Annotated in this window: 18 protein-coding genes; 12 read left to right on the top strand and 6 right to left on the bottom strand. The window is 61.0% G+C overall.

The genetic code is table 11. The annotated features are described in order from the left end of the window. Nucleotides 1–177 precede the first annotated feature (177 nt). Nucleotides 178–1,104, bottom strand: coding sequence for a serine O-acetyltransferase EpsC (epsC, locus tag NWV16_RS02215; RefSeq protein ID WP_260521805.1), 927 nt, complete (start codon nt 1,102–1,104; stop codon nt 178–180). A 190-nt stretch (nt 1,105–1,294) separates the two neighbouring features. Here epsC and NWV16_RS02210 point away from each other — a divergent pair, with 190 nt between their 5' ends. From NWV16_RS02210 to NWV16_RS02160, 11 genes are all read left to right on the top strand, one after another. Beyond that, nucleotides 1,295–2,287, top strand: a complete 993-nt coding sequence (locus NWV16_RS02210) for a D-cysteine desulfhydrase (RefSeq protein WP_260521804.1) — start codon at nt 1,295–1,297, stop codon at nt 2,285–2,287. A 306-nt stretch (nt 2,288–2,593) separates the two neighbouring features. Next, on the top strand, nt 2,594–3,394 hold the full coding sequence (tcyJ, locus tag NWV16_RS02205; protein ID WP_065261150.1) for a cystine ABC transporter substrate-binding protein: 801 nt from the start codon (nt 2,594–2,596) through the stop codon (nt 3,392–3,394). Then, nucleotides 3,394–4,059 (top strand): cystine ABC transporter permease, encoded by a 666-nt coding sequence (tcyL, locus tag NWV16_RS02200; protein WP_065261151.1) that lies wholly within the window; start codon nt 3,394–3,396, stop codon nt 4,057–4,059. The genes tcyJ and tcyL overlap by 1 nt, the downstream gene beginning before the upstream one ends. Nucleotides 4,060–4,063: 4 nt before the next feature. After that, nucleotides 4,064–4,813 (top strand): L-cystine ABC transporter ATP-binding protein TcyN, encoded by a 750-nt coding sequence (gene tcyN / locus NWV16_RS02195; RefSeq protein ID WP_260521803.1) that lies wholly within the window; start codon nt 4,064–4,066, stop codon nt 4,811–4,813. A 474-nt stretch (nt 4,814–5,287) separates the two neighbouring features. Next, nucleotides 5,288–6,052, top strand: a complete 765-nt coding sequence (locus NWV16_RS02190) for a hypothetical protein (RefSeq protein ID WP_260521802.1) — start codon at nt 5,288–5,290, stop codon at nt 6,050–6,052. 209 nt (nt 6,053–6,261) lie between these two features. Then, nucleotides 6,262–7,503 (top strand): SfnB family sulfur acquisition oxidoreductase, encoded by a 1,242-nt coding sequence (locus NWV16_RS02185; protein ID WP_260521801.1) that lies wholly within the window; start codon nt 6,262–6,264, stop codon nt 7,501–7,503. Between the two features lie 38 nt (nt 7,504–7,541). After that, a complete protein-coding gene (locus NWV16_RS02180) occupies nt 7,542–8,735 on the top strand; it encodes an SfnB family sulfur acquisition oxidoreductase (RefSeq protein ID WP_260521800.1) in 1,194 nt (397 codons plus the stop codon). Next, nucleotides 8,735–10,093: an LLM class flavin-dependent oxidoreductase gene (locus NWV16_RS02175; RefSeq protein ID WP_260521799.1), complete on the top strand. Its 1,359-nt coding sequence runs from the start codon at nt 8,735–8,737 to the stop codon at nt 10,091–10,093. Before NWV16_RS02180 ends, NWV16_RS02175 begins: the two co-directional genes overlap by 1 nt. 74 nt (nt 10,094–10,167) lie before the next feature. Beyond that, nucleotides 10,168–10,977, top strand: a complete 810-nt coding sequence (locus NWV16_RS02170) for a MetQ/NlpA family ABC transporter substrate-binding protein (protein WP_260521798.1) — start codon at nt 10,168–10,170, stop codon at nt 10,975–10,977. A gap of 2 nt (nt 10,978–10,979) precedes the next feature. Then, a complete protein-coding gene (locus tag NWV16_RS02165; RefSeq protein WP_260521797.1) occupies nt 10,980–12,104 on the top strand; it encodes a methionine ABC transporter ATP-binding protein in 1,125 nt (374 codons plus the stop codon). Then, nucleotides 12,094–12,738, top strand: coding sequence for a methionine ABC transporter permease (locus tag NWV16_RS02160; protein WP_260521796.1), 645 nt, complete (start codon nt 12,094–12,096; stop codon nt 12,736–12,738). The genes NWV16_RS02165 and NWV16_RS02160 overlap by 11 nt, the downstream gene beginning before the upstream one ends. 5 nt (nt 12,739–12,743) lie before the next feature. Here the strand turns inward: NWV16_RS02160 and NWV16_RS02155 are convergent, their stop codons facing one another. Continuing rightward, complete coding sequence (locus tag NWV16_RS02155) at nt 12,744–14,156, bottom strand: hypothetical protein (protein WP_260521795.1); 1,413 nt, start codon at nt 14,154–14,156, stop codon at nt 12,744–12,746. A 181-nt stretch (nt 14,157–14,337) separates the two neighbouring features. Between NWV16_RS02155 and NWV16_RS02150 the strand changes: the two genes are divergently transcribed. Beyond that, nucleotides 14,338–14,964 (top strand): bifunctional 2-polyprenyl-6-hydroxyphenol methylase/3-demethylubiquinol 3-O-methyltransferase UbiG, encoded by a 627-nt coding sequence (locus NWV16_RS02150; RefSeq protein WP_260521794.1) that lies wholly within the window; start codon nt 14,338–14,340, stop codon nt 14,962–14,964. Nucleotides 14,965–14,967: 3 nt separating this feature from the next. Here NWV16_RS02150 and NWV16_RS02145 read toward each other — a convergent pair whose 3' ends face one another. The 4 genes from NWV16_RS02145 to NWV16_RS02130 all read right to left on the bottom strand — a co-directional run bounded on the left by NWV16_RS02145 (nt 14,968) and on the right by NWV16_RS02130 (nt 22,537). Beyond that, nucleotides 14,968–17,220 (bottom strand): glycoside hydrolase, encoded by a 2,253-nt coding sequence (locus NWV16_RS02145; protein ID WP_260521793.1) that lies wholly within the window; start codon nt 17,218–17,220, stop codon nt 14,968–14,970. Nucleotides 17,221–17,310: 90 nt separating this feature from the next. Beyond that, nucleotides 17,311–20,376 (bottom strand): efflux RND transporter permease subunit, encoded by a 3,066-nt coding sequence (locus NWV16_RS02140; RefSeq protein ID WP_260521792.1) that lies wholly within the window; start codon nt 20,374–20,376, stop codon nt 17,311–17,313. Continuing rightward, the gene (locus tag NWV16_RS02135) at nt 20,373–21,437 is read right to left on the bottom strand and encodes an efflux RND transporter periplasmic adaptor subunit (RefSeq protein WP_260521791.1); all 1,065 of its coding nucleotides are present in this window, start codon (nt 21,435–21,437) and stop codon (nt 20,373–20,375) included. The genes NWV16_RS02140 and NWV16_RS02135 overlap by 4 nt, the downstream gene beginning before the upstream one ends. Continuing rightward, nucleotides 21,434–22,537: an efflux RND transporter periplasmic adaptor subunit gene (locus NWV16_RS02130; RefSeq protein ID WP_260521790.1), complete on the bottom strand. Its 1,104-nt coding sequence runs from the start codon at nt 22,535–22,537 to the stop codon at nt 21,434–21,436. The genes NWV16_RS02135 and NWV16_RS02130 overlap by 4 nt, the downstream gene beginning before the upstream one ends. Nucleotides 22,538–22,604: the final 67 nt, after the last annotated feature.

Genomic DNA, 22,604 nt, shown 5'->3' with positions numbered 1-22,604 from the left:
AGCGGGCAGCGAACCGCCGGTTTAACTTGAATGAACGTTCAAGTTAAACATGGATAGCACGCTCAGGACTAATCGCAGGGCTCAGCGGTACCGTTCGTACGCTGGCTCAGGGAGGGGTATGACGCTGCGGCGAGGGCGTTCGTTCCCGCCTTGCGCGGGAACGAACGGACAGGAAAATTACTTCTGCGCCCCGTCATCATGCTGCAGATTGGCCTGAGTCAGATTGCACCCGGCCGGCACGCTGCGGGTCAGCCACACGTTGCCGCCGATGGTCGAGCCCTTGCCGATGGTGATCCGCCCGAGAATCGTCGCCCCGGCGTAAATCACCACGTCGTCCTCGACGATCGGATGTCGTGGGTGGCCCTTCTGCAACTGGCCGTCCTCGTCCGCCGGAAAGCGTTTGGCGCCCAGGGTCACTGCCTGGTAAATCCTGACGCGCTCGCCAATGATCGCGGTCTCACCGATCACCACGCCGGTACCGTGATCGATGAAGAAACTGCGCCCGATCCGGGCGCCCGGGTGGATATCGATACCGGTCGCCGAGTGAGCGATTTCCGAGCTGATCCGCGCCAGCAGCGGCAGGCCTGCGCGATACAAATGGTGCGCGAGACGATGGTGGATCACCGCCAGAATGCCCGGATAGCACAGCAGCACTTCATCGACACTGCGCGCCGCCGGGTCGCCGTGATACGCGGCCAGCACATCGGTGTCGAGCAGACTGCGCAGGCCCGGCAATGCCAGGGCGAAATCCTGGATGATGCGGATCGCCTGCGCCTCGACTTCGCTGTCGTCCCGTGCGCTATGGCGAGCGACGTAACGCAGTTCGAGTCGCGCCTGGGCCAGCAATGCATTCAACGCAACGTCGAGGGTGTGCCCGACGTAAAAATCTTCGCTCTCTTCACGCAGATCCACCGGCCCCAGACGCATCGGGAACAACGCGCCGCACAAGGCTTCGAGAATCTGCGCCATCGCGTCACGGGACGGCAGTTCGCGCCCGCCCTGCTCGCCGCTGGCGCGGCCGTTTTGCGTACGCCACTGATCCCGCGCGGTACGCAGCTGGCTGACGATGGTCTGCAATTGCCAATGGCTGGAACGCTCGCTCACGGTAAAGACTCCTCACGGGCGGCCGGACTGTCTGGCCGCGTCAACGGCCACTACTTTACGGCAACGCCGCCGAGGCGAATTAAGAACCGATAGTGCTGGCCCAAGTACATTTGGCTATAAGCGATTGGCGGTTGCCCCGGCAAATCGGCGTGCCTATAGTCCTGTGATCTCTCTCCGCCAGTACGGGCTCATGATCAAACAACAGCTGCAACGCTTTAACCGTCTCGAACTGCTGGGACAACCCACGCCTCTGGAAAAACTCGAACGCCTGTCCACCTGGCTCGGTCGCGACGTGTACATCAAGCGCGACGACCTGACGCCGCTGGCCATGGGCGGCAACAAGCTGCGCAAGCTCGAATACCTTGCCGCCGATGCCCTCGCCCAGGGCGCCGACACGCTGATCACCGCCGGCGCACTGCAATCGAACCACGTCCGCCAGACCGCTGCGCTGGCCGCGAAACTGGGCCTGGGCTGCGTGGCCCTGCTGGAAAACCCGTTGGGCACCGACGACAGCAACTACACCGGCAACGGCAACCGCCTGCTGCTGGACCTGTTCGACACCAGGGTCGAGCTGGTCGACAACCTCGACAACGCCGACGAACAACTCGCGGCCCTCGCCGTGCGCCTGCGCAGTAACGGCAAGAAGCCGTATCTGGTGCCGATCGGTGGCTCCAACGCCATCGGCGCACTGGGTTACGTACGGGCCGGCCTGGAACTGGCGCAACAAATCGAGGACTCCGGCCTGCAGTTTTCCGCCGTGGTCCTGGCCTCGGGCAGCGCCGGCACTCACAGCGGCCTGGCGCTGGCCTTGAGCGAAGTGTTGCCGCAACTGCCGGTGATCGGCGTGACGGTTTCGCGCAGCGAAGAAGATCAGCGCCCTAAAGTGCAGGGCCTGGCCGAGCGCACTGCCGATCTGTTGGGCGTGGCGCTGCCGGAGAGTTTCAAGGTCGAACTGTGGGACGAGTATTTCGGCCCGCGTTACGGTGAGCCGAATGCCGGGACGCTGGCAGCGGTGAAACTGCTGGCCGGTCAGGACGCCGTGCTGCTCGATCCGGTCTACACCGGCAAAGCCATGGCCGGGTTGCTCGACGGCATCGGTCGCGGGCGTTTCGACGACGGCCCGATCATCTTTCTGCACACCGGCGGCGCCCCGGCGTTGTTCGCGTACAAGGATTTTCTCTGATGCGCTCGTTCCCATGCTCTGCGTGGGAATGCAGGCCGGGACGCTCCGCGTCCCTTTGCGTCCGTTGAAGCCATCCCGCGCAATGCGCGGGATCAACCGGAATACGGGAATCATATATTCCACATACGAATAACAAATATTAAATTCATTATTTTCCATTCTAAAAGAACAGTCTTATAGTCTCGCCGCAGGCGAATTTGGCGAGAGACGCATAAGCTGCTTTAAGGCAGGATAGCGCTGTCGTCCAACTCCCGGATTCACCAAACTTCCTTAAGCGTCTTCCATAAGAAAACACAGGGGCTTGTCATGATTCTTTCCGCACTACGTCGAAATCTGCTGGTAGGTTCGCTGGGCCTGGCACTGAGCGCCGGTCTGATCAGCAGCGCCGTTGCCGGTGAGCAACTGCAACAGATCAAGGACAAAGGCGTTATCAACGTCGGCCTGGAAGGCACTTATCCACCGTTCAGCTTCGTCGATGAAAACGGCAAGCTCGCCGGTTTCGAAGTCGAGCTCTCCGAAGCGCTGGCACAAAAACTGGGCGTGAAAGCCAAGATTCAGCCAACCAAATGGGACGGCATCCTCGCCGCGCTGGAATCCAAGCGTCTGGATGTGGTGGTCAACCAGGTGACCATCTCCGACGAACGCAAGAAGAAGTATGACTTCTCCGAACCGTACACCATCTCCGGTATTCAGGCGCTGGTGCTCAAGAGCAAAGAAGCGGCGCTGAACATCAAGACCGCCGCCGACCTGTCCGGCAAGAAAGTCGGCGTAGGCCTGGGCACCAACTACGAGCAATGGGTTCGCGCCAACGTGCCGGGTGCCGACGTGCGCACCTACGACGATGATCCGACCAAGTTCGCCGACCTGAACAACGGTCGTACCGACGCGATCCTGATCGACCGTCTGGCGGCACTTGAATACGCCAAAAAAGCACCGAAAACCGTGGCCGCCGGCCAGGCCTTCTCCCGTCAGGAATCCGGTATCGCCCTGCGCAAAGGCGAGCCTGAACTGCTGGCAGCCGTGAACAAGGCCCTCGACGAGCTGCGTGCCGACGGCACGCTGAAAAAGCTTTCGGAAAAATACTTCAGCGCTGACGTCACCCAATAATGGAAGCAGCCTTCCAACTCGCACTGGACTCCGCGCCCTTCCTGTTGAAGGGCGCGTACTACACGGTAATCCTCAGCCTGGGCGGCATGTTCTTCGGCCTGTTGCTGGGTTTTGGCCTGGCGTTGATGCGCCTGTCGCGTTTCAAGTCGGTCAGCTGGCTGGCCCGCATCTACGTGTCGTTCTTTCGCGGCACGCCGTTGCTGGTCCAGCTGTTCGTGATCTATTACGGTCTGCCGCAACTGGGCATGGAACTCGACCCGCTGCCGGCGGCCCTGATCGGCTTTTCGCTGAACATGGCCGCCTACGCCTGTGAAATCCTGCGTGCCGCGATCGGCTCCATCGAACGCGGTCAGTGGGAAGCGGCGGCGAGCATCGGCATGACCCGCGCGCAGACCCTGCGCAGGGCCATCCTGCCGCAGGCGATGCGCACGGCGTTGCCGCCGCTGGGCAACAGCTTCATTTCACTGGTCAAGGACACCGCGCTGGCCGCTACCATCCAGGTACCGGAGCTGTTCCGTCAGGCACAACTGATTACCGCCCGGACTTTCGAAGTCTTCACCATGTATCTTGCCGCCGCGCTGATCTACTGGATTCTGGCCACAGTGCTGTCGCACTTCCAGAACAAGCTGGAAGCGCGGGTCAATCGGCACGACCAGGAGTCCTGACCCCATGATTGTCGTGGAAAAACTGACAAAGCAGTTCAAGGGTCAAGTCGTGCTCAACGGCATCGATCTTGAAGTGAAGGAAGGCGAGGTCGTGGCCATCATCGGTCCCAGCGGCTCGGGCAAGACCACGTTCCTGCGCTGCCTGAACTTCCTCGAACAACCCACCAGCGGCCGGATCAAGGTCGGCGAGATCGAGATCGATACCAGCCGCCCGCTGAACCAGCAGCAGAACCTGGTACGCAACCTGCGCCAGCATGTGGGCTTCGTGTTCCAGAACTTCAACCTGTTCCCCCACCGCACCGCCCTGGAGAACGTCATCGAAGGCCCGATCGTGGTCAAGAAGACGCCCCGTGACGCAGCCATTGCCCTGGGCAAGAAGTTGCTGGCCAAGGTCGGCCTGGCGGGCAAGGAAGATGCCTACCCACGGCGCTTGTCCGGCGGCCAGCAACAGCGCGTGGCGATTGCCCGGGCGCTGGCGATGGAACCGGAAGTGATCCTGTTCGACGAGCCGACCTCGGCCCTTGACCCGGAACTGGTGGGCGAAGTACTGGCGACCATTCGCGGTCTGGCCGAAGAAAAACGCACCATGGTGATCGTCACCCACGAAATGGCATTTGCCCGGGACGTGGCCAACCGTGTGGTGTTTTTCGACAAGGGCGTGATTGTCGAGCAAGGTGAAGCCAAGGCGCTGTTTGCCAATCCGAAAGAAGAACGCACACGGCAGTTTCTCAGCAAGTTCCGTAACAACGGCTGATAACTTCGCAAGTGCCAACACTTACTTCCAGGGACGGAAGTAGTGCGCTGGCCAGCGCTACTTTTCTTCTTCCAAAGAAAACCAATAACCTCCCTCAGAACGCAGTACATATATATGTCCTGCAACAAGTTGCGCGCGCGTAAAACTCGCCGAGGCCTGACTTTCCGTTTCGCAGGAGCACACCAGAGAAACACGCCAAAACCGCGGCAATCTGTGGTCTTCATCCCCGTACAGCATCAGCCAAAGGCTGTACCAATGTAGGAACCTTCTGATTAATCGGTAATTCATGGATTAACTAATCCACTCGCTTGACACCTCTTCCGGCGAACTCTTATCTAGTCACCAACCGGCGCCCGCCAGTTCAACACGACACTTTAAAACGTGAAAAAACTCCGAAGTTTCATTGCCGGTTAATTCACGCCATTCGTTCTTTCAGACACGGACTTCGCCGCAAGACTTCAAGGAGAGAAACCGATGACCTGCATTTCAAACATTCCGCTATTGCCTCCGCCGACTCTGGGGCAGACCCACGGGGTCGGAATCAACCTCATGGCGGCCGCCAACCTGTCGGTCGCAATCGAACCCTATGACGATATGGACAGCGGCGACCTGATCGAGCTGTTCTGGGATGACTGCTATGTAGCCTCCCGCGTGCTGACTGCCGGTGATATCGGAACCACCGTCACTCTCAGGGTACCGGAGAGCTTCATCGTCAACGGTTCACCCTGCGTGCATTATCGGGTCATGCAGGTCGGGAGAAACCCGGTAATGTCGTTCGGCGCCCGGTTCCAGGTGAAACTCGACTGCCCGGGCGGTCAATTCGCAACAGGCAGCGCAGAAGAAAATCAGTACCTGCTGCCGGTCAATCTTCCCGAAACCATTCGCCGGCGCGGGATCAACCCGAGCCAGGTCAAGCGTGGCGTGCCGCTGACCATCGAGCCTTACCTGAACATGGCCGAGGGTGATGAAATCACTCTGCGCTGGGGTGACGTGCGGATGGATCTGCCTCCTGTGACGCACGCCGGTGTCGGCGTGGGAATCCAGGTCTGGGTGCCACCGGCAATCATTGTCGAAGCAGGTGAGGATCTGCGGCTTGATGTGACCTATTGCATCATCGACCGGGTCGGCAACAACTCGCGCTGGGCGCCTCCACGAACGCTGAGGATCGGCGGCGTGAATACTTGTCTGAAAGCGCCCGAAAGGCGCGCTCCATTAACAGCGCAGCGGAAGATCAGATGAGCTTTTGATCTTCTATGCATATTCCTAAAAGTTAGTTTATTTAAATTTTATACGCGCTTAGGGTATATACACCGGACCACCGGACATTCTTTCGTTCGCCGCGCTTTTGCGGCGTTTTTCATGAGATGTGAGGTAGGTAGCATGGTCCGGAACCCAATCACCCCAGTGGAGATCGCCAGGGCATTGCGTGCAGCCAGGGAGTGGCACTGATGTCCAGTCTGGCAGACGCAAACGTCCAGAGTGACCTGGATATCGCCCCGTTGTTGTTGCCCGCGCAAGTGCTGCGCAACGACGCTCAAGCCCTCGAGGCCGCTCACGAACTGGCGCAAGTCGCCCGCGTGCAGGCCGCCAGACGCGACCGTCAGCGCAAGCTGCCGTGGGCGGAAATCGAACAGTTCACCCGCAGCGGCCTCGGCAGCATCGCGGTTCCGCGCGAGTATGGCGGCCCGCAGGTATCCTTCGTCACCCTGGCGGAGGTTTTCGCAATTATTTCCGCGGCCGATCCGGCGTTGGGCCAGATCCCGCAGAACCAGTTCGGCATCATCAACCTGATTCTCGGCAGTGCCACCGAAGAGCAGAAAAAACAGCTGTTGCAAAGCGTGCTCGAAGGCTGGCGCATCGGTAATGCCGGGCCTGAGCGTGGCACCAAAGACACTCTGGAGCTGAAAGCGCGCATCACCGCCGACGGCGATGACTACGTGATCAACGGCCAGAAGTTCTATTCCACCGGCGCCCTGTTCGCCCACTGGGTAGCGGTCAAGGCGCTCAATGATGACGGCAGGCAAGTACTGGCCTTCGTCCGGCGCGGCACGCCGGGATTGCGTATCGTCGATGACTGGTCCGGTTTCGGCCAGCGCACCACCGCCAGCGGCACGATTCTTTTGCACAACGTGCGGGTCGACGCCGGCCTCGTGGTGGACAACTGGAAAATCAACGAAAAGCCCAACACCCAGGGCGCGGTGTCGCAGTTGATTCAGGCGGCCATCGACGCCGGCATCGCCCGTGGCGCGATCGATGACGCCATCGAATTCGTCAAGACCCGCGCCCGGCCGTGGATCGACGCCAAGGTCGAGCGTGCCAGCGACGATCTCTACGTGATCGCCGACATCGGCAAACTGAAAATCGAACTGCACGCCGCCGAAGCGCTGCTGCGCAAGGCCGGGCAAGTGCTGGATCAAGTGCATGCCGCACCACTCACCGCCGAGTCCGCCGCCCGCGCCTCGATTGCCGTGGCGGAAGCCAAGGTGCTGACCACCGAGATCTCGCTGCTGGCCAGCGAAAAACTCTTCGAACTGGCCGGCAGCCGCGCCACCCTCGCCGAATTCAACCTCGACCGTCACTGGCGCAACGCCCGGGTGCATACCCTGCACGACCCGGTGCGCTGGAAATACCACGCGGTCGGCGCCTGGCGCCTCAACGGCAAATTGCCGGCCCGCCATTCCTGGATCTGACGACCAGAACACTTTTGACCAGATCTCTGGAGAAACACATGACTCTTTCCCATCCCGTCGCGGTCATCACCAGCGACGAGCAAGCCCTGATCGTCGCCAGCGACCTGGCCGAAGATTTCCAGCGCGACAGCAACCTGCGTGACCGCGAACGCCGCCTGCCGCTGCCGGAGCTCGACGTGTTTTCCCGCTCCGGCCTGTGGGGCATCAGTGTCCCCAGGGAGTACGGTGGCGCCGGCGTGTCCAACGTGACCCTGGCCAAGGTCATTGCCCTGATCGCCCGGGCCGATGGCTCGCTCGGGCAGATTCCGCAGAACCATTTCTATGCCCTGGAAGTGCTCCGGGTGAACGGCAGCCACGAGCAGAAACAACGCCTCTACGCCGAAGTCCTCGCTGGCCGGCGCTTCGGCAATGCCCTGGCGGAACTGGGCACCAGGACCGCCCATGACCGTGTCACCAGCCTGAAGCGCGACGGCAGCGGTTATCGCATCAACGGCCGCAAGTTCTACGCCACCGGTGCGATCTACGCCCAGCGCATTCCAACGTCCGTGGTCGATGAAAACGGCGTGCAGCAACTGGCCTTCGTCCCCCGCGACAGCCAGGGCCTGACCGTGATCGACGACTGGAGCGGTTTCGGCCAGCGCACCACCGGCAGCGGTTCGGTCGTGTTCGAAGACGTGTACGTCGCCGCCGAAGATGTCATGCCCTTCCAGAGCGCTTTCGAACGCCCGACCACCGTCGGCCCGCTGGCGCAGATCCTTCACGCCGCCATCGACACCGGCATCGCCCGCGCCGCTTATGAAGATGCGCTGCACTTCGTGCGCAGCAAGACCCGTCCGTGGATCGATTCGGGCAGCGACAAAGCCACCGAAGACCCGCTGACCCTCAAAAGCTTCGGCCACCTGAGCATCCGCCTGAGCGCCACCGAAGCCTTGCTCGAACGCGCCGGCGAGTTCCTCGACGCGGCCCAGGCCGAGACCAGCGCCGACACAGTAGCGGCGGCCTCGATTGCCGTCGCCGAAGCCCGGGCGATCAGCACCGAAATCTCTCTGGCCGCCGGCAGCACGCTGTTCGAACTGGCCGGCAGCCAGGCCACCTTGAGCGAGCACGGCCTCGATCGCCACTGGCGCAACGCCCGGGTACACACCCTGCACGACCCGGTGCGCTGGAAATATCACGCGGTGGGCAATTACTACCTCAACGATGAAAACCCTCCGCTGCGGGGGACCATCTGATGGCCGCCGGCAAAAAGAAAATCCTGCTCAATGCGTTCAACATGAACTGCATCGGCCACATCAACCACGGGTTGTGGACCCATCCACGCGACACCTCGACCCGGTACAAGACCGTCGAATACTGGACCGAACTGGCGCAACTGTTGGAGCGCGGGCTGTTCGATGGATTGTTCATCGCCGATATCGTCGGCGTGTACGACGTCTATCAGAACTCGGTGGATGTCACCCTGAAAGAGTCGATCCAGTTGCCGGTCAACGATCCGCTGCTGCTGGTGTCGGCGATGGCTGCGGTGACGAAGAATCTCGGCTTCGGCCTGACCGCCAACCTCACCTATGAGCCGCCGTATCTGTTCGCCCGACGCATGTCGACCCTCGATCATCTGAGCCGCGGGCGTGTGGGCTGGAACATCGTCACCGGTTACCTGGACAGCGCCGCCAAGGCCATGGGCCTGAGCGAACAGGTCGAGCATGACCGGCGTTACGACCAGGCCGACGAGTACCTCGAAGTGCTCTACAAACTCTGGGAAGGCAGTTGGGAAAACGATGCGGTACTCAACGACCCGCAGCAGCGGATCTACGCGCAGCCGGACAAGGTGCACAAGGTCGAACACAAGGGCGAGTTCTATCAGGTCGAGGGTTATCACCTGTGCGAGCCGTCGCCGCAGCGCACGCCGGTGTTGTTCCAGGCCGGCAGTTCGGATCGCGGTCTGCTGTTCGCCGGGCGTCATGCCGAATGCGTGTTCATCAGCGGCCAGAACAAGCCGTCGACCAGGGTGCAGGTGGATAAGGTCCGCGCCAGCGCCGTGGAAGCGGGTCGCAACCCTGACGACATCAAGGTGTTCATGGGCCTCAACGTGATCGTCGGCGAGACCGAGGAAGCGGCCTGGGCCAAACATGCCGAATACCTGAGCCATGCCAGTGCCGAAGCGGGCGTGGCGCACTTTTCGGCCTCTACCGGCATCGATTTTTCCCGGTATGAAATCGACGAGCCGATCCAGTACGTCAAGAGCAACGCCATCCAGTCCGCCACCAAAAACCTGCAGAACAACGACTGGACCCGGCGCAAATTGCTCGACCAGCATGCCCTTGGCGGACGCTACATCACGGTGGTCGGTTCACCGCAGCAAGTGGCGGATGAACTGGAATCGTGGATCGCCGAAACCGGCCTCGACGGCTTCAACCTGACCCGCATCGTCACCCCGGAAAGCTATGTGGATTTCATCGATCTGGTGATTCCGGAACTGCAGCGGCGCGGGTCGTACAAGACCGCGTACGACACCGGCAGCCTGCGGGAAAAACTGTTTCACGGCGAAGCGCATTTGCCGCAGCGACACACGGGCTTTTCATACCGCCGCTAGCAGCATCGCTGGCAAGCCAGCTCCCACAAGTTTCGTGAACACCACACAATTCATGCACTGACTGGATAAACCCTATGACCAAGAAACTTCTTTCCCACCCGGTCAAAGCACTGGCCCTGGCCTTCGGCCTGTTCAGCTCGGTGGTGTTCGCCGCCGACGCGCCCTTGAGAATCGGCACCACCGCAGCCTTCGCAATCCCGCTGGAAGCTGCCGTCGAAGAGGCCGGCAAGCAAGGCCTGAAAGTCGAGCTGGTGGAGTTCACCGACTGGATCGCACCGAACGTCAGCCTCGCCGCCGGCGACATCGACGTGAACTACTTCCAGCACATCCCGTTCCTGGAAAACGCCAAGGCTGCCTCCGGTTTCGACCTGGTGCCGTTTGCGCCGGGGATCATCAACAACGTCGGGCTGTACTCGAAGAAATACAAAAGCTTCGACGAACTGCCGCAAGGCGCCAGCGTCGCCATCGCCAACGATCCGATCAACAGCGGACGCGGCCTGCAGCTGCTGGCCAAGGCAGGGCTGATCACCCTGAAACCGGGCGTCGGCTACAAGGCCACCGAAGACGACATCGTCGCCAACCCGAAGAAAATCAAGATACTCCAGGTCGAAGCCGTGCAACTGGTACGCGCCTACGATGACGCCGATCTGGTCCAGGGCTACCCGGCCTACATCCGTCTGGCGAAGACCTTCGATGCCGGCTCCGCGTTGCTGTTCGACGGCCTCGACCACAAGGAATACGTGATCCAGTTCGTGATCCAGCCCAAGACCAAGGACGACCCGCGCCTGATCAAGTTCGTCGATATCTACCAGCATTCGCCAGCCGTACGCGCCGCTCTGGATAAAGCCCACGGCAAGCTGTACCAGGCCGGTTGGGAAAGCTGAGGATGAGCGCGGCCATTCAACGGCGACTGGATCTTCCAGAGCCACCCGCGCGGGCTCAGCGCACCGAACTGCATCCCGAGCTCAACCGCGCCCATGTGCGTTTCGTCGGGCTCGGCAAAACCTACGACGGCAAACAAGGCCCGATCGCCGCCCTGCAAGGTATCGACCTGGCGATCCAGCGCGGTGAAGTGTTCGGCATCATCGGTCGCAGCGGCGCCGGCAAATCGTCGCTGATCCGCACCATCAACCGCCTCGAACAACCGACCTCGGGCCGGGTGCTGATCGATCAGGTGGACATCGGCGAGTGCGACGAGGATCGCCTCGTTGCCCTGCGTCGGCGGATCGGCATGATCTTCCAGCACTTCAACCTGATGTCGGCGAAAACGGTTTGGCAGAACGTCGAACTGCCGTTGAAGGTTGCCGGTGTCCCGAAGGAGCAACGGGAGAAGAAAGTTCGCGAACTGCTGGAGCTGGTGGGCCTGCAAGCCAAGCACAAGGCCTATCCGGCGCAACTGTCGGGCGGGCAGAAACAGCGTGTCGGCATCGCTCGCGCACTGGTACACGATCCAGACATTCTGTTGTGTGACGAAGCCACTTCGGCGCTGGATCCGGAAACCACCCAGTCGATCCTCGGCCTGCTGCGCGAAATCAACAAACGCCTGGGCCTGACCATCGTGTTGATCACTCACGAAATGGCCGTGATCCGCGAGATCTGCGACCGCGTCGTGGTGCTGGAACATGGCCGCATCGTCGAACAGGGCCCGGTCTGGGAAGTGTTCGGCAACCCGCAGCATGAGGTCAGCCAGACCCTGCTCGCACCGCTGCAACACGCCTTGCCCGAAGAATTGCAAAGCCGTTTGCAGGCCCGACCGCTGTCGTCCGAGGCCTCGGTAGTGCTGCGTTTGCAGTTCACCGGCAACCAACAGGACGAACCGGATCTGGCAGCGTTGTTCGCCGCCCTCGGCGGCCGGGTGAAGTTGCTGCAGGGCGGCGTGGAACGGATTCAAGGGCACGCGCTCGGGCAATTGTTGCTGGCGGTGGCGGGATCAAAGTTGAACGTCGAGGAGTTGCGCCAGCGCGCCAGCCAGTGGGCACAACGCACGGAGGTACTGGGTTATGTGGTTTGATCGCTTGCTGCAGGGTTTCATCGACACGTTTCTGATGGTCGGCGTGTCATCGTTGATCGCGTTGCTGGCAGGCATTCCGATGGCGGTGATTCTGGTCACCAGCGACAAGGGCGGCATCTACGAAGCGCCGGTGCTGAATCGTGCGTTGGGTGCGTTCGTGAATCTGTTTCGCTCGATTCCGTTCCTGATTTTGATGGTGGCGCTGATTCCGTTCACCCGGCTGATCGTCGGCACCACCTACGGCGTGTGGGCAGCGGTTGTGCCGCTGACCATCGCCGCCACGCCGTTCTTTGCGCGGATTGCCGAAGTGAGTCTGCGCGAAGTCGACCACGGCCTGATCGAAGCCGCGCAGGCCATGGGCTGCCGGCGCTGGCACATCGTCTGGCATGTGCTGCTGCCCGAAGCACTGCCGGGCATCGTCGGCGGGTTCACCATTACGCTGGTGACGATGATCAACTCATCGGCGATGGCCGGAGCGATTGGCGCCGGCGGTCTGGGCGACATCGCCTATCGCTACGGCTACCAGCGCTTTGACAGCCAGATCATGCTGACCGTGATCGTGCTGCTGGTCGCGCTGGTGGCGGTGATTCAATTGGGCGGTGATCGTCTGGCAAGCAGGCTCAACAAACGCTGAGCTCATCAATGACTCAGCAGGCCGCTCAGCAACTGGCTGTCTGCAGTTCTGGCCAGATGCAGAGCCTGCAGACTCCTGGCGGCGTAAATGATGCTGTCGGCATTTTTCGAGGCCATCCAGGTCCGGACGAACGGGATCAAATTGAACAGCTCGATGGCCGCCCGGACATCCAGTTCTCCGGAGAATCCCAAACCCTCTTTTACACCGGCCCTGAAATTGCTGTGGTCACTCGTAAATCCGTCCAGATAGGCCAGCGTCATGCCTCCCTGCATGATGATTTCGGAAATACCTCGTTCGGCAATGTCGTAAGCAGGCACTGGACGATCCAGAGCATTTGCCATTTGCGCATCCAGATAGAAGTAATCCACTGCACCTGGCCCGACCCCCTTGAATCGGTTGATTCTGTTCGTATGGAGCATTTCATGACCCAGAACGACTGCAAAATCTCCCTCTTCAACATGATTCAGACTGATGAAGAAGCGGCCATGAAAATCGAGCGGGTACATCCACGCCTTGCGATCCCGGTCAAACGCCACACCCACGAACTTGTCCTGTCCCCAGGGCCCCTGATACTCCGTTGAAAGCGCCTCACCGCGCGACAGGCAATCGCTGATGCGACTTTTGATGAGTTCATGTTGCTTGCCGAAATAGCCCTTAAAAATACTTTCAGCCTCGACGTAGCCAGCAGCGAGCCCTTTGCCTGCGTCGGTAAATATCCGGTGCGTGGCGTTCAGTTCTGCACGCAGGATGGCTGAATGTCGGGGTTCAAATTGACTCATTCCTCTTGCAACGATCCTCACGCGTCCTGAAGCTTGACGCTCGAACAGGTCATCCCGGCCTTCATAGAGCTTTCCGGGCGCCGTTGTAGCTCTGGTGTCCATTGCAGGCTTGTGACCGGTCAGATCCAGAGGCGGCCGGGCACTGATGACATTATCGATTCCGCCCGGAATCGACAGTTCTCCGGCGTACCACAGCATCGTCCGGGGATCCAGAGCCAGCGTCGGCCCCGAGGCCATAGCCTCGGCGGGAAGCATCGCCCGGTACTCACCTGTGGTCGCGTCCTGCCTGACCTGCACGATCTCGCCCGGGGCGACGTCAACGAACTCACGTCCCTTGAATCGCCTGATGCCTTGCCCATCGGCGACAGGCATATGGGGAGGGAGTTTCAGACGAAAACGCTCAAGCGACATCCCCACCGACCGGATAGAGACATTTTCCATCGTGGGCAAACCGGTGACAGTGACACTCACATCGGAACCTGACGGCATTGCCTGATCCCACGACGGAACCCGCCGCGCGACCTTGATTTCCGGCGCTTGAAACATGGTCATCTCGCCCGGTCGCTTAAGGCCTGGCACCGAGTCTGTCGCAAGACGCGCGGGGGATGATGAAACGTGAGTCTTGCGGCCGTTGACCATAGAAAATCCTGCCTTGAAGAAACCATGTTGAAGGAGTCGGTATCGCGACAGTTGCCTGTCGCACAGACGCTATTTCAACGGATACGGGGTCGCTCATTGCGGTACAGGGTGACTACCTGTGCGCGGGGCTGATCGTGTATGGCGTATATTGGCCGGACCTACCTCTCACCGCAGCCATACCATGAAGCAGACCTCCAGCGACCTTGAGCAGATCACCGCCAGAACCCTTGGCCACTACAACTCGGTGGCCGAGGATTTTCGTGAAGGCACCCGCGATCACGATGTCAGCCAGAACATCGATGCCCTGCTGCGGCATATTCAGGGCGAAGCGCCGTTTTCCATTCTCGATTTCGGCTGTGGACCGGGACGGGATTTGCAGACCTTCACACGGATGGGTCACATCGCCGTCGGCCTCGACGGCGCGGAAAAATTCGCGCAGATGGCTCGAGAGGACAGTGGCTGTGAAGTGTGGTGTCAGGACTTTTTGAAGCTGGATCTGCCGGCAGAACGCTTCGACGGCATCTTCGCCAACGCGGTGCTGTTTCATGTGCCGCTGCAGGAGTTGCCCCGGGTTCTCAAGCAATTGCACGGGACACTGAAACCGGGCGGCGTATTGTTCAGTTCCAATCCTCGCGGGGATAACCGTGAAGGCTGGAACGGGCCGCGTTATGGCTCGTATCACGATCTGCAGGCATGGCGCGGGTTGTTGACCGCTGCCGGATTCGTGGAACTTGAGCATTACTACCGGCCGACAGGGCTGCCACGGGAGCAGCAGCCGTGGCTGGCGAGTGTCTGGCGCAAAACCTGAAACTCAGGGCCTCGCCTCAACCTGAAACCGGGTCGGCGCACCTGCGGGTGAACGCACCGTGAGGCTCCGCCCGGGCAGCGTCTGTCCCTGTACTTCACGCGCCTGAATATCAAAGTTGGCCAGCAATCGCGTGCCGTCTTCAAAGGAGGTCTGCTGAACCAGCCGGTCCGCGCTCAACCATTCGAAACCGGTGAGCGCCTGGGTCGCCAGACGTTCATGCAAAGGCCGGAAGAACGCATCCTGACGGGCAATCTGCGGCAATCGCTGCGCAAGCGTGTCAGCACTGAGGTGATACAGCGGCACAACGTTGTAGAGCAACTGCGCGAGTTCGTTGTCCGCCCGTACATTGGTCAGTTTCAGACTATCGAACAGCCAATGGTGGGACGTGATGACCGACCCATGGAACACCGCCTGATACAACGGCAAACGGCTGGCGGGATCAAAGTGAATACGCCGCAAAGACTCTTTGGTCGGCACAGGTTTGAAGAAAACTTCTGGCTTCTCCGGCGGATACCACTTGCCTGCAAAGTACCTGGATTCGGGGTTCTTGCTCATTTCGACGTCACCCCAACCGATCACCGGGGTCTGCATGCCGTGAGTGAAAAACACGCCTTGCGCGGTCGTTGCGTTGCCATCCTCTGAACCGGTGGGCAGTTTCAACACTTCATTGATCCAGCGTGATGCCCCGATGTTGCCTTCGGCATTCTGGGCCTGGGTCATCGTTGCCCCGGGACGGTAGCTGTCGAACAGCATGCCGGTGGCATAGGCATCGAGAAACCAGCTGTTGAAACCGGCGGCGTCGCGAATCGCCGCGACCCGCTGTTCAAGCAACGGCCACACACAACGGGGATCGGTGTAATGCCCAGATTGCTGGAAGCCGCTTTTCAGCGTTCCGTCGCTCTTTACGATTGCGCATTCAAGATTGGCCTTGTCCCCCAGATGGGCCGTGGTCCAGTCAGGGTTTTCATTGCGGCTCAGCGCCGTTTCATAGGAGTCATACGGTGCGATCAGATAACCCGCCGCCACGCCGGCCTTGATCGCCTCGGGATGCCACAGGCCACCTTCCCAACCTTCGCCCAATCCCAACCACAGACGCGACAGACCGGCATTCTGTACTTGCCTGATCGTCTCCAATGACAAGGTGCTGCCCCAGCGCTCGGGATCGGGTGTCAGCGCCTCACCGAAGTCGGCTGCCACTTGCGCCCGCACATCAGCGTAACCGTTCACCAGAGCCTGCATGTCCGGCACGGCACGGGCCTGCCAGGTCTTGCGCGCCTGCGTATTCAAGGCATTGTTGAGACTGCGCAGAAGCACTTTTTTCTGATAACCGTTCAACGCCGTGCCAGTGGCAAGGATCTGCAACGCCTCCCGATCCATTCCCGCTTTCAGGTCACGGATCAACGCGCCACCTCCGCGCAAGGTGTCGAGCAGCACCGACCAACTGCGTACATCCTTGGCTCCCAGCAGATCATTACCCCACAGGTACAGATGACTGGCGCCCGACAGCCGCTTCGCCTCAGGTGTTTTTTCGAATTTGCTGCTCAAGTTTTCATGGCGGCCGTTATCGATCAGCCACTGCCGGTAGCGTTTGGCCCCGGCCAACGGGTCGGCCGCCCCGAGAAACAGGGTGAATGTCATTGGCGCCGACGGATCGAGGGAGGTGAAACGATGCCGGGCGGACAGTGCCAGAGCCTTGCCCTCATCACTGAACAGCAGCCGATTGTTGTAGGGATTGGTCATCAGCCAATGCAGGCTGAATCCGTCATGTTCGACACCCCAGAGCGGCAAACTCAGATCCTGAGTGGTATTGAACTCCCCCTGATTCAACAGAAAGGCCTGCCACACCGGATCGCCATGCGGCACGTAGTGCCCCTCGGCCAGAGGCCAGATCAGCGCCTTGCCCATCGCGCCAGCGGGTTGATGGAGAAATTCCAGTTCTGCCGGCTCACGCGCCGTGATCGAGAAGGACAGATCACGTTGATCGAGCGTGGCGCTGAGGGTCCAGGCTCCGTCATCCCATTGCCAGTCGATGCGGTTGTCGCGTCTGCTCAACTGACTGACTTTGTGCGGGGCAATCCCCGCCGATGCCTGCACCGTCTCGCCGCCGGCCGGGGTGACCCGGACAGCCAGCGTTGCCGGATCGAGTTGCACGCGCCACAGCGAGTTTTCCAATGACGTGTCGGCCCATGACAGGGATGAAACGCACAATCCGGCAATCAGCAATAGCGCGCGCAGCCAGCGAATAACGGTAAACATCAGACGTCCCTTCTCCCAAAGGATCGGGGACGTTAACTGAATACACCGACGCTGTAAGTCAGACCCTTCGCAAATATGTAACACGCCTGCTCACTGTGCCGATGTCGAAGCGTCCTTCTTCGGCTCGCGAATCTTGTACCAGGCCACATACAGCGCCGGCAGAAACAGCAGCGTCAGCAGTGTCGCTACCACAATCCCGCCGATCATCGCATAGGCCATCGGCCCCCAGAACACTTCCCGGGCGATCGGGATCATGCCCATGCTCGCCGCCGCAGCGGTCAGCAGGATCGGCCGACGCCGGTGTTCGGTCGCTTCCACCACCGCATCCCAGGGCGAGTAGCCCTTGTGTTCGAACTCTTCGATCTGCGTCACGAGGATCACCGAGTTGCGGATGATGATGCCGATCAGCGCCAGAATCCCCAGAATCGCCACGAAGCCCATCGGCGTGCCGGTCGGCACCAGCGCCAGCACTACGCCAATCAGCCCCAGCGGCGCGACGCTGGCCACCAGGAACAGCTTCTGCACGCTGTGCAACTGGATCATCAGGAAGGTCGCCATCAGAAACAGCATCAGCGGTATGACTTTGGCGATTGGCCCCTGAGCCTTGCCGCTCTCCTCGACCGTACCGCCTGTAGCGACTTTGTAGCCTGCCGGCAGCTTCGATGCGAAAGCGTCGATGGTGGGCTTGAGGACTTTCACCAGGTCGGTCGGCTGGATCTCGTCGCGCACCGAGGCCTTGATGGTGATGGTCGGCAAACGGTCGCGACGCCATACCAGCGGCTGCTCCAGTTCATAACGCACTGTGGCGAAGGCCAGTAGCGGAATCGACGTGCCGTTGGGCGTGACGATCTGCAGGTTCTGCAGGGTTTCCGGTGTGCCCCGCTCGGAATCCACCGCCCGCCCGACCACGTTGACCAGGTAGATATCGTCGTCGACCTGGGTCAGCGGCGAGCCGCTGACAATGCTGTTCATCAGGTTGGCCACATCCTCCGACGACAGGCCGAGCTGACGCGCCTTGTCCTGGGCAATGTCGATGCGCAGGACTTTGCCGGGTTCGTTCCAGTCGTAAATGATCTCGCCGATGTGCGGGCTCTTGTCCAGTTCGGTGGCGAGGTCGATGGCATGCTTGCGCACCTGATCGATGTCCTTGCCGCTGACCCGGTACTGGATCGGACGCCCCACCGGCGGCCCCATTTCCAGCGCCTGCACGTAACTGCCGATGCCGACGAAGTCCTTGCGCAGGCGATCACGCAGACGCTGGCTCAAGGCCTCGCGGGCCTCGAAGTCCTTGCTCACGATCACCAGTTGCGCGTAGTACGGGTTCTGCAATTGCTGATCCAGCGGCAGGTAGAAACGGATCGCGCCCTGGCCGATGTAGGTGCTCCAGCGCACGATGTCCGGGTCGCCCTTGAGCGTGGCCTCGAGTTTGTCGACCACCTTGCGGGTTTCATCGATCGAGGCGTTCTGCGGCAGGTTCAGGTCGACCAGAATCTCCGGGCGATCGGAGGACGGGAAGAACTGGTTCTGCACGAAACGCATGCAGAACACCGCAAGCACGAAGCACAGCACGGTGATGCCGACGGCCCACCAGCGATTGCGCATGCACCACAGCAGACCGCCGTTGAACGCCCGTCCGATGCGTCCGGGTTCAGCCTCATGGGGCTTCACGTTGGTGCTGAGAATGTGCACGCCGATCACCGGCGCGAAGAACACCGCCACAATCCACGACACGATCATCGCCACCGCGATCACCGCAAACAGCGTGTAGGTGTACTCGCCGGCGGAGCTGGCATTGAGCCCGATGGGCACGAAACCGGCCACGGTCACCAGTGTGCCGGTGAGCATCGGAAACGCCGTGGAGGTGTAGGCGAACGTCGCCGCCTGCTCCTTGGTCTCGCCCATTTCGAGCCGCGTGACCATCATTTCCACGGTGATCATCGCGTCGTCCACCAGTAGCCCGAGGGCAATGATCAGCGCACCCAGGGAAATCCGCTGCATGGTAATGCCGCTGTACTCCATGTACACGAACACCATCGCCAGCACCAACGGGATCGAGCACGCCACCACCAGACCGGCACGCATGCCGAGGCTGATGAAGCTCACCACCAGCACGATGATCACCGCTTCGAACAGCGCGCTGGTGAAACCACCGACGGCCTCCTCAACCACTACCGCCTGATCGGAAACCGTGTGTACGCCGACGCCTACCGGCAGATCCGCAGTGAGTTGGTCGATACGCTCATGCAGCGCCTTGCCGAAGGCCTGGACGTTGCCGCCCTTTTGCATGGCGATCGCCAGCCCGATGGCCGGCTTGCCATCGAAGCGGAACTCCGGGGTGGCCGGGTCGACGTAACCTCGGCTGATTTCGGCGATATCGGCCAGGCGATAGAAGCGGTCATTGAGCTTGAGATTGACTTCGGCCAGATCTTTTTCCGAGGCGAACTGCCCGGACGTTCTCACCGAAATCCGCTCGGGGCCAGCCTCGATCACACCCGCCGGGGTCACGGCGTTCTGCGATTGCAGGCTCTGCACCACTTGCCGTTGATCGATGCCCAGCGCCGCGAGTTTACGGGTGGAGAAGTTCAGGTAGATCACTTCATCCTGCTGGCCGACCATCTCGACCTTGCCCAGCCCCGGCACATTGCGGATCTCGGCGCGCGCCTGTTCCACATAGTCGCGCAGCTGGCGCATGGTCAGGCCATCGGCGGTGAACGCATACACCGAGCCGAAGACATCGCCGAACTCATCGTTGAATCCCGGCCCCTGAATACCCTGGGGAAACTGGCCGCGAATGTCGTCGATCTTCTTGCGCACCTGGTACCAGATTTCCGGGATGTCCCTGGCGCTGGTGGTGTCGCGCAGGTACACGTAGACCGTCGATTCACCGGGGCGGGTGTAGCTTTTCACGTAGTCGAGCGAGTCGAGTTCTTCGAGTTTTTTCTCGATGCGGTCGGTGACCTGCTTGAGGGTTTCCTCCTGGGTCGCGCCCGGCCATCTGGTCTGGATCACCATGGTCTTGATGGTGAACGACGGGTCTTCCTCGCGCCCGAGGTTGAAATACGAGAACACCCCCATCAGCAACGCGACGAACATCAGATACCAGACGAACGACTGATGCTTGAGGGCCCATTCGGAGAGATTGAAAGACCCTTTCATTGACTGTCCTCGTCGAGTTTCACGGCTTGTCCGGGTTTGAGGCTGTTGACGCCGGCGCTGACCACACGCTCGCCGGACTTGACCCCGCCGGCCAGCACCACGGTGCTGTCGGTGCGGCTGGTCACGCTGACGTCACGGGGCGCAACGGTTTTGCTTTGCGGATCGATCACCCAGATCCGCGTCTTGCCGTCGGCCTCCTGCAAGGCTGTCGTCGGCAGTTCGATGCGTGGCTTGATCGCCGAGCTGAGGGTCACGCTGATCGCCGTGCCGAGGCGCAAGCCCGGTGGCGTGCTGGCCAGGGTCAGGCGTGCGCGGCGGGTACGGGTGGCGCTTTGCGCCTGGGGCTCGATTTCGCGGATGACGGCCGTGGTGTTGATGCTCGGATCGAGTTGCGCGGCCACCGAAAACACCACGTCTTGGGGAATCTGGTCGACCAGCGTATCGGGCAGGTCGATCACCGCTTCCTTGATGTCCGGTTGCGCCAGCGTCACCACCTGCTGGCCGGCCGTCACCACTTGCCCGGCCTCGGCATTCCATGCGGTGACCACGGCTTTGTGGTCGGAGCGCAGTTCGGTGTAACCGAGCTGATCCTTGCTCTGGTTCACCGCCGCCCGCGCCTGATCGAGGGACGCCTGGGTGGTCTTCAGATCGGTGGTGGCGATGTCCAGTTGCGCCTGGGCGCCGACCCCGCGATCAAACAGCGCCTGCTGACGCCGGGCGTTGGCCTTGGCGTTGATCAGCTGTGCTTCGACTCTCGCCAGATCACCCTGGGCCGAACGCAACTGGTTCTGCTGGTCGGACGGATCGAGCGTGGCGAGCAACGTGCCCTTCTCCACCTCGGCGCCGACGTCGACGTTACGGCTGGCGATCCGGCCGCCAACACGAAAACCGGTGTTGCTCTCGTAACGTGCCTGGATGCTGCCGGCGAAACGGCCGAGATTTTCTTCGCTCAAGGCTTCGACCTTGATCGACAATACCGGCCGTACCGGCTCCGGTGGCGGCTCGCTTTTGGAACAGGCACCCAGCAGCAACCCGATGGACACCACCCACAAAGGCCTCATGGCTGTGCTCCCGGTTGCAGTTCCTTATAGGTGTTCTCGGCGATTTCGACTTTCATGCCCGGATGCAGCAATTGTCCGCCGGCAACAATCACCTTTTCGCCGCCCTTGAGCCCTTCGCTGATGATCACGTGCCCGGTCAGGTAACGGCCGACGGTGACGTTGTGCAGTTGCGCCTCGCCCTTGTCATCCACCATCCATACTGCCGGTTCGCTGATGTTCTTGGTCAGCGCCGACCAGGGCAGCTCCACCGCTGATTTGCCGCTGCCCTTGGCGGTGGCGCTGACCACCGAGCCAAGCTGCATGCCTTGCGGCAGGCTGTCGAGGGTGACCTTGACCTGGACCGTGCCGGACTGCGCCGACACCGCCGGAGTGATTTCACGCACGGTGCCGGTGGTCTTGATGGAGGGCTTGTCGAGCAGGCTGACGACAATCGAGCGCTCCGCCGGGCGCTCGGCCAGAAGTGACTCGTACACGTTGAATACCGCGTCGCGATCACCGTCCCGGGCCAGGCTGAAGATCGGTGCCGTGGCCTGCACCACCTGACCGACTTCGGCCTGACGCTGAGTGATGATGCCGGGCGCATCGGCGATCAGCGCGGTGTAACTCAGTTGATCTTTGGCGTTGGCCAACTGCGCCTGAGCCGCGCTCAAGGCACTCTGGCTGCTGCGCAACGCCGCCTGTGCGGAATCGAATTCGCTCTGACTGGTGTAACCCTTGGGCAACAGTTTCTGCTGGCGGACGAATGCCGCGGCGCTCTGTTTGACCCGCGCCTGTTCGGCCAGCACCTGCGCCTGGGCGGAATCGACGTTGGTCTGCAAATCCTTGGGATCGAGTTTGGCCAGCACTTGTCTGGCCGAGACACGGTCACCGACATCGACCATGCGCTGGATGATCTTGCCGCCGACCCGGAATGACAATTCGGTCTGCACCCGGGCCTGAACGTCACCGGTGAGGGTTACCGACGCCGCGAAGTCCGCGGGTTTGACCTCTTGCACAAAGACTCGCGGCAGATACTCCTGAGGCGCCTTTTTTTCGCCGCAAGCGGCGAGCAATGCAAACAGGCTCAGCAGGACCGCTGTTTTCAATCCGGGACTCGCCATGCAGACTCCTTCCTGTGTACGAACGTGCAAGTGACGATACGACTGTGAGCTTAGAACAGGGTTCAAC

The sequence above is a fragment of the Pseudomonas sp. BW7P1 genome, assembly GCF_024981055.1.
Lineage (GTDB): Bacteria > Pseudomonadota > Gammaproteobacteria > Pseudomonadales > Pseudomonadaceae > Aquipseudomonas > Aquipseudomonas bananamidigenes.
The sequence above is the reverse complement of the archived record's forward strand: the minus strand, read 5'-3'. Positions and strand labels throughout refer to the sequence as shown.

Bases quoted from the DNA above. Each gene is read 5' to 3' on its own strand.
- tcyJ (WP_065261150.1), top strand. From the start codon at position 2,594: ATGATTCTTTCCGCACTACGTCGAAATCTGCTGGTAGGTTCGCTGGGC.
- NWV16_RS02175 (WP_260521799.1), top strand. From the start codon at position 8,735: ATGGCCGCCGGCAAAAAGAAAATCCTGCTCAATGCGTTCAACATGAAC.
- NWV16_RS02180 (WP_260521800.1), top strand. From the start codon at position 7,542: ATGACTCTTTCCCATCCCGTCGCGGTCATCACCAGCGACGAGCAAGCC.
- NWV16_RS02170 (WP_260521798.1), top strand. From the start codon at position 10,168: ATGACCAAGAAACTTCTTTCCCACCCGGTCAAAGCACTGGCCCTGGCC.
- NWV16_RS02140 (WP_260521792.1), bottom strand. From the start codon at position 20,376: ATGAAAGGGTCTTTCAATCTCTCCGAATGGGCCCTCAAGCATCAGTCG.
- NWV16_RS02155 (WP_260521795.1), bottom strand. From the start codon at position 14,156: ATGGTCAACGGCCGCAAGACTCACGTTTCATCATCCCCCGCGCGTCTT.
- NWV16_RS02185 (WP_260521801.1), top strand. From the start codon at position 6,262: ATGTCCAGTCTGGCAGACGCAAACGTCCAGAGTGACCTGGATATCGCC.
- NWV16_RS02145 (WP_260521793.1), bottom strand. From the start codon at position 17,220: ATGTTTACCGTTATTCGCTGGCTGCGCGCGCTATTGCTGATTGCCGGA.
- NWV16_RS02160 (WP_260521796.1), top strand. From the start codon at position 12,094: ATGTGGTTTGATCGCTTGCTGCAGGGTTTCATCGACACGTTTCTGATG.
- NWV16_RS02150 (WP_260521794.1), top strand. From the start codon at position 14,338: ATGAAGCAGACCTCCAGCGACCTTGAGCAGATCACCGCCAGAACCCTT.
- NWV16_RS02190 (WP_260521802.1), top strand. From the start codon at position 5,288: ATGACCTGCATTTCAAACATTCCGCTATTGCCTCCGCCGACTCTGGGG.
- tcyL (WP_065261151.1), top strand. From the start codon at position 3,394: ATGGAAGCAGCCTTCCAACTCGCACTGGACTCCGCGCCCTTCCTGTTG.
- tcyN (WP_260521803.1), top strand. From the start codon at position 4,064: ATGATTGTCGTGGAAAAACTGACAAAGCAGTTCAAGGGTCAAGTCGTG.
- NWV16_RS02165 (WP_260521797.1), top strand. From the start codon at position 10,980: ATGAGCGCGGCCATTCAACGGCGACTGGATCTTCCAGAGCCACCCGCG.
- NWV16_RS02135 (WP_260521791.1), bottom strand. From the start codon at position 21,437: ATGAGGCCTTTGTGGGTGGTGTCCATCGGGTTGCTGCTGGGTGCCTGT.
- NWV16_RS02130 (WP_260521790.1), bottom strand. From the start codon at position 22,537: ATGGCGAGTCCCGGATTGAAAACAGCGGTCCTGCTGAGCCTGTTTGCA.
- NWV16_RS02210 (WP_260521804.1), top strand. From the start codon at position 1,295: ATGATCAAACAACAGCTGCAACGCTTTAACCGTCTCGAACTGCTGGGA.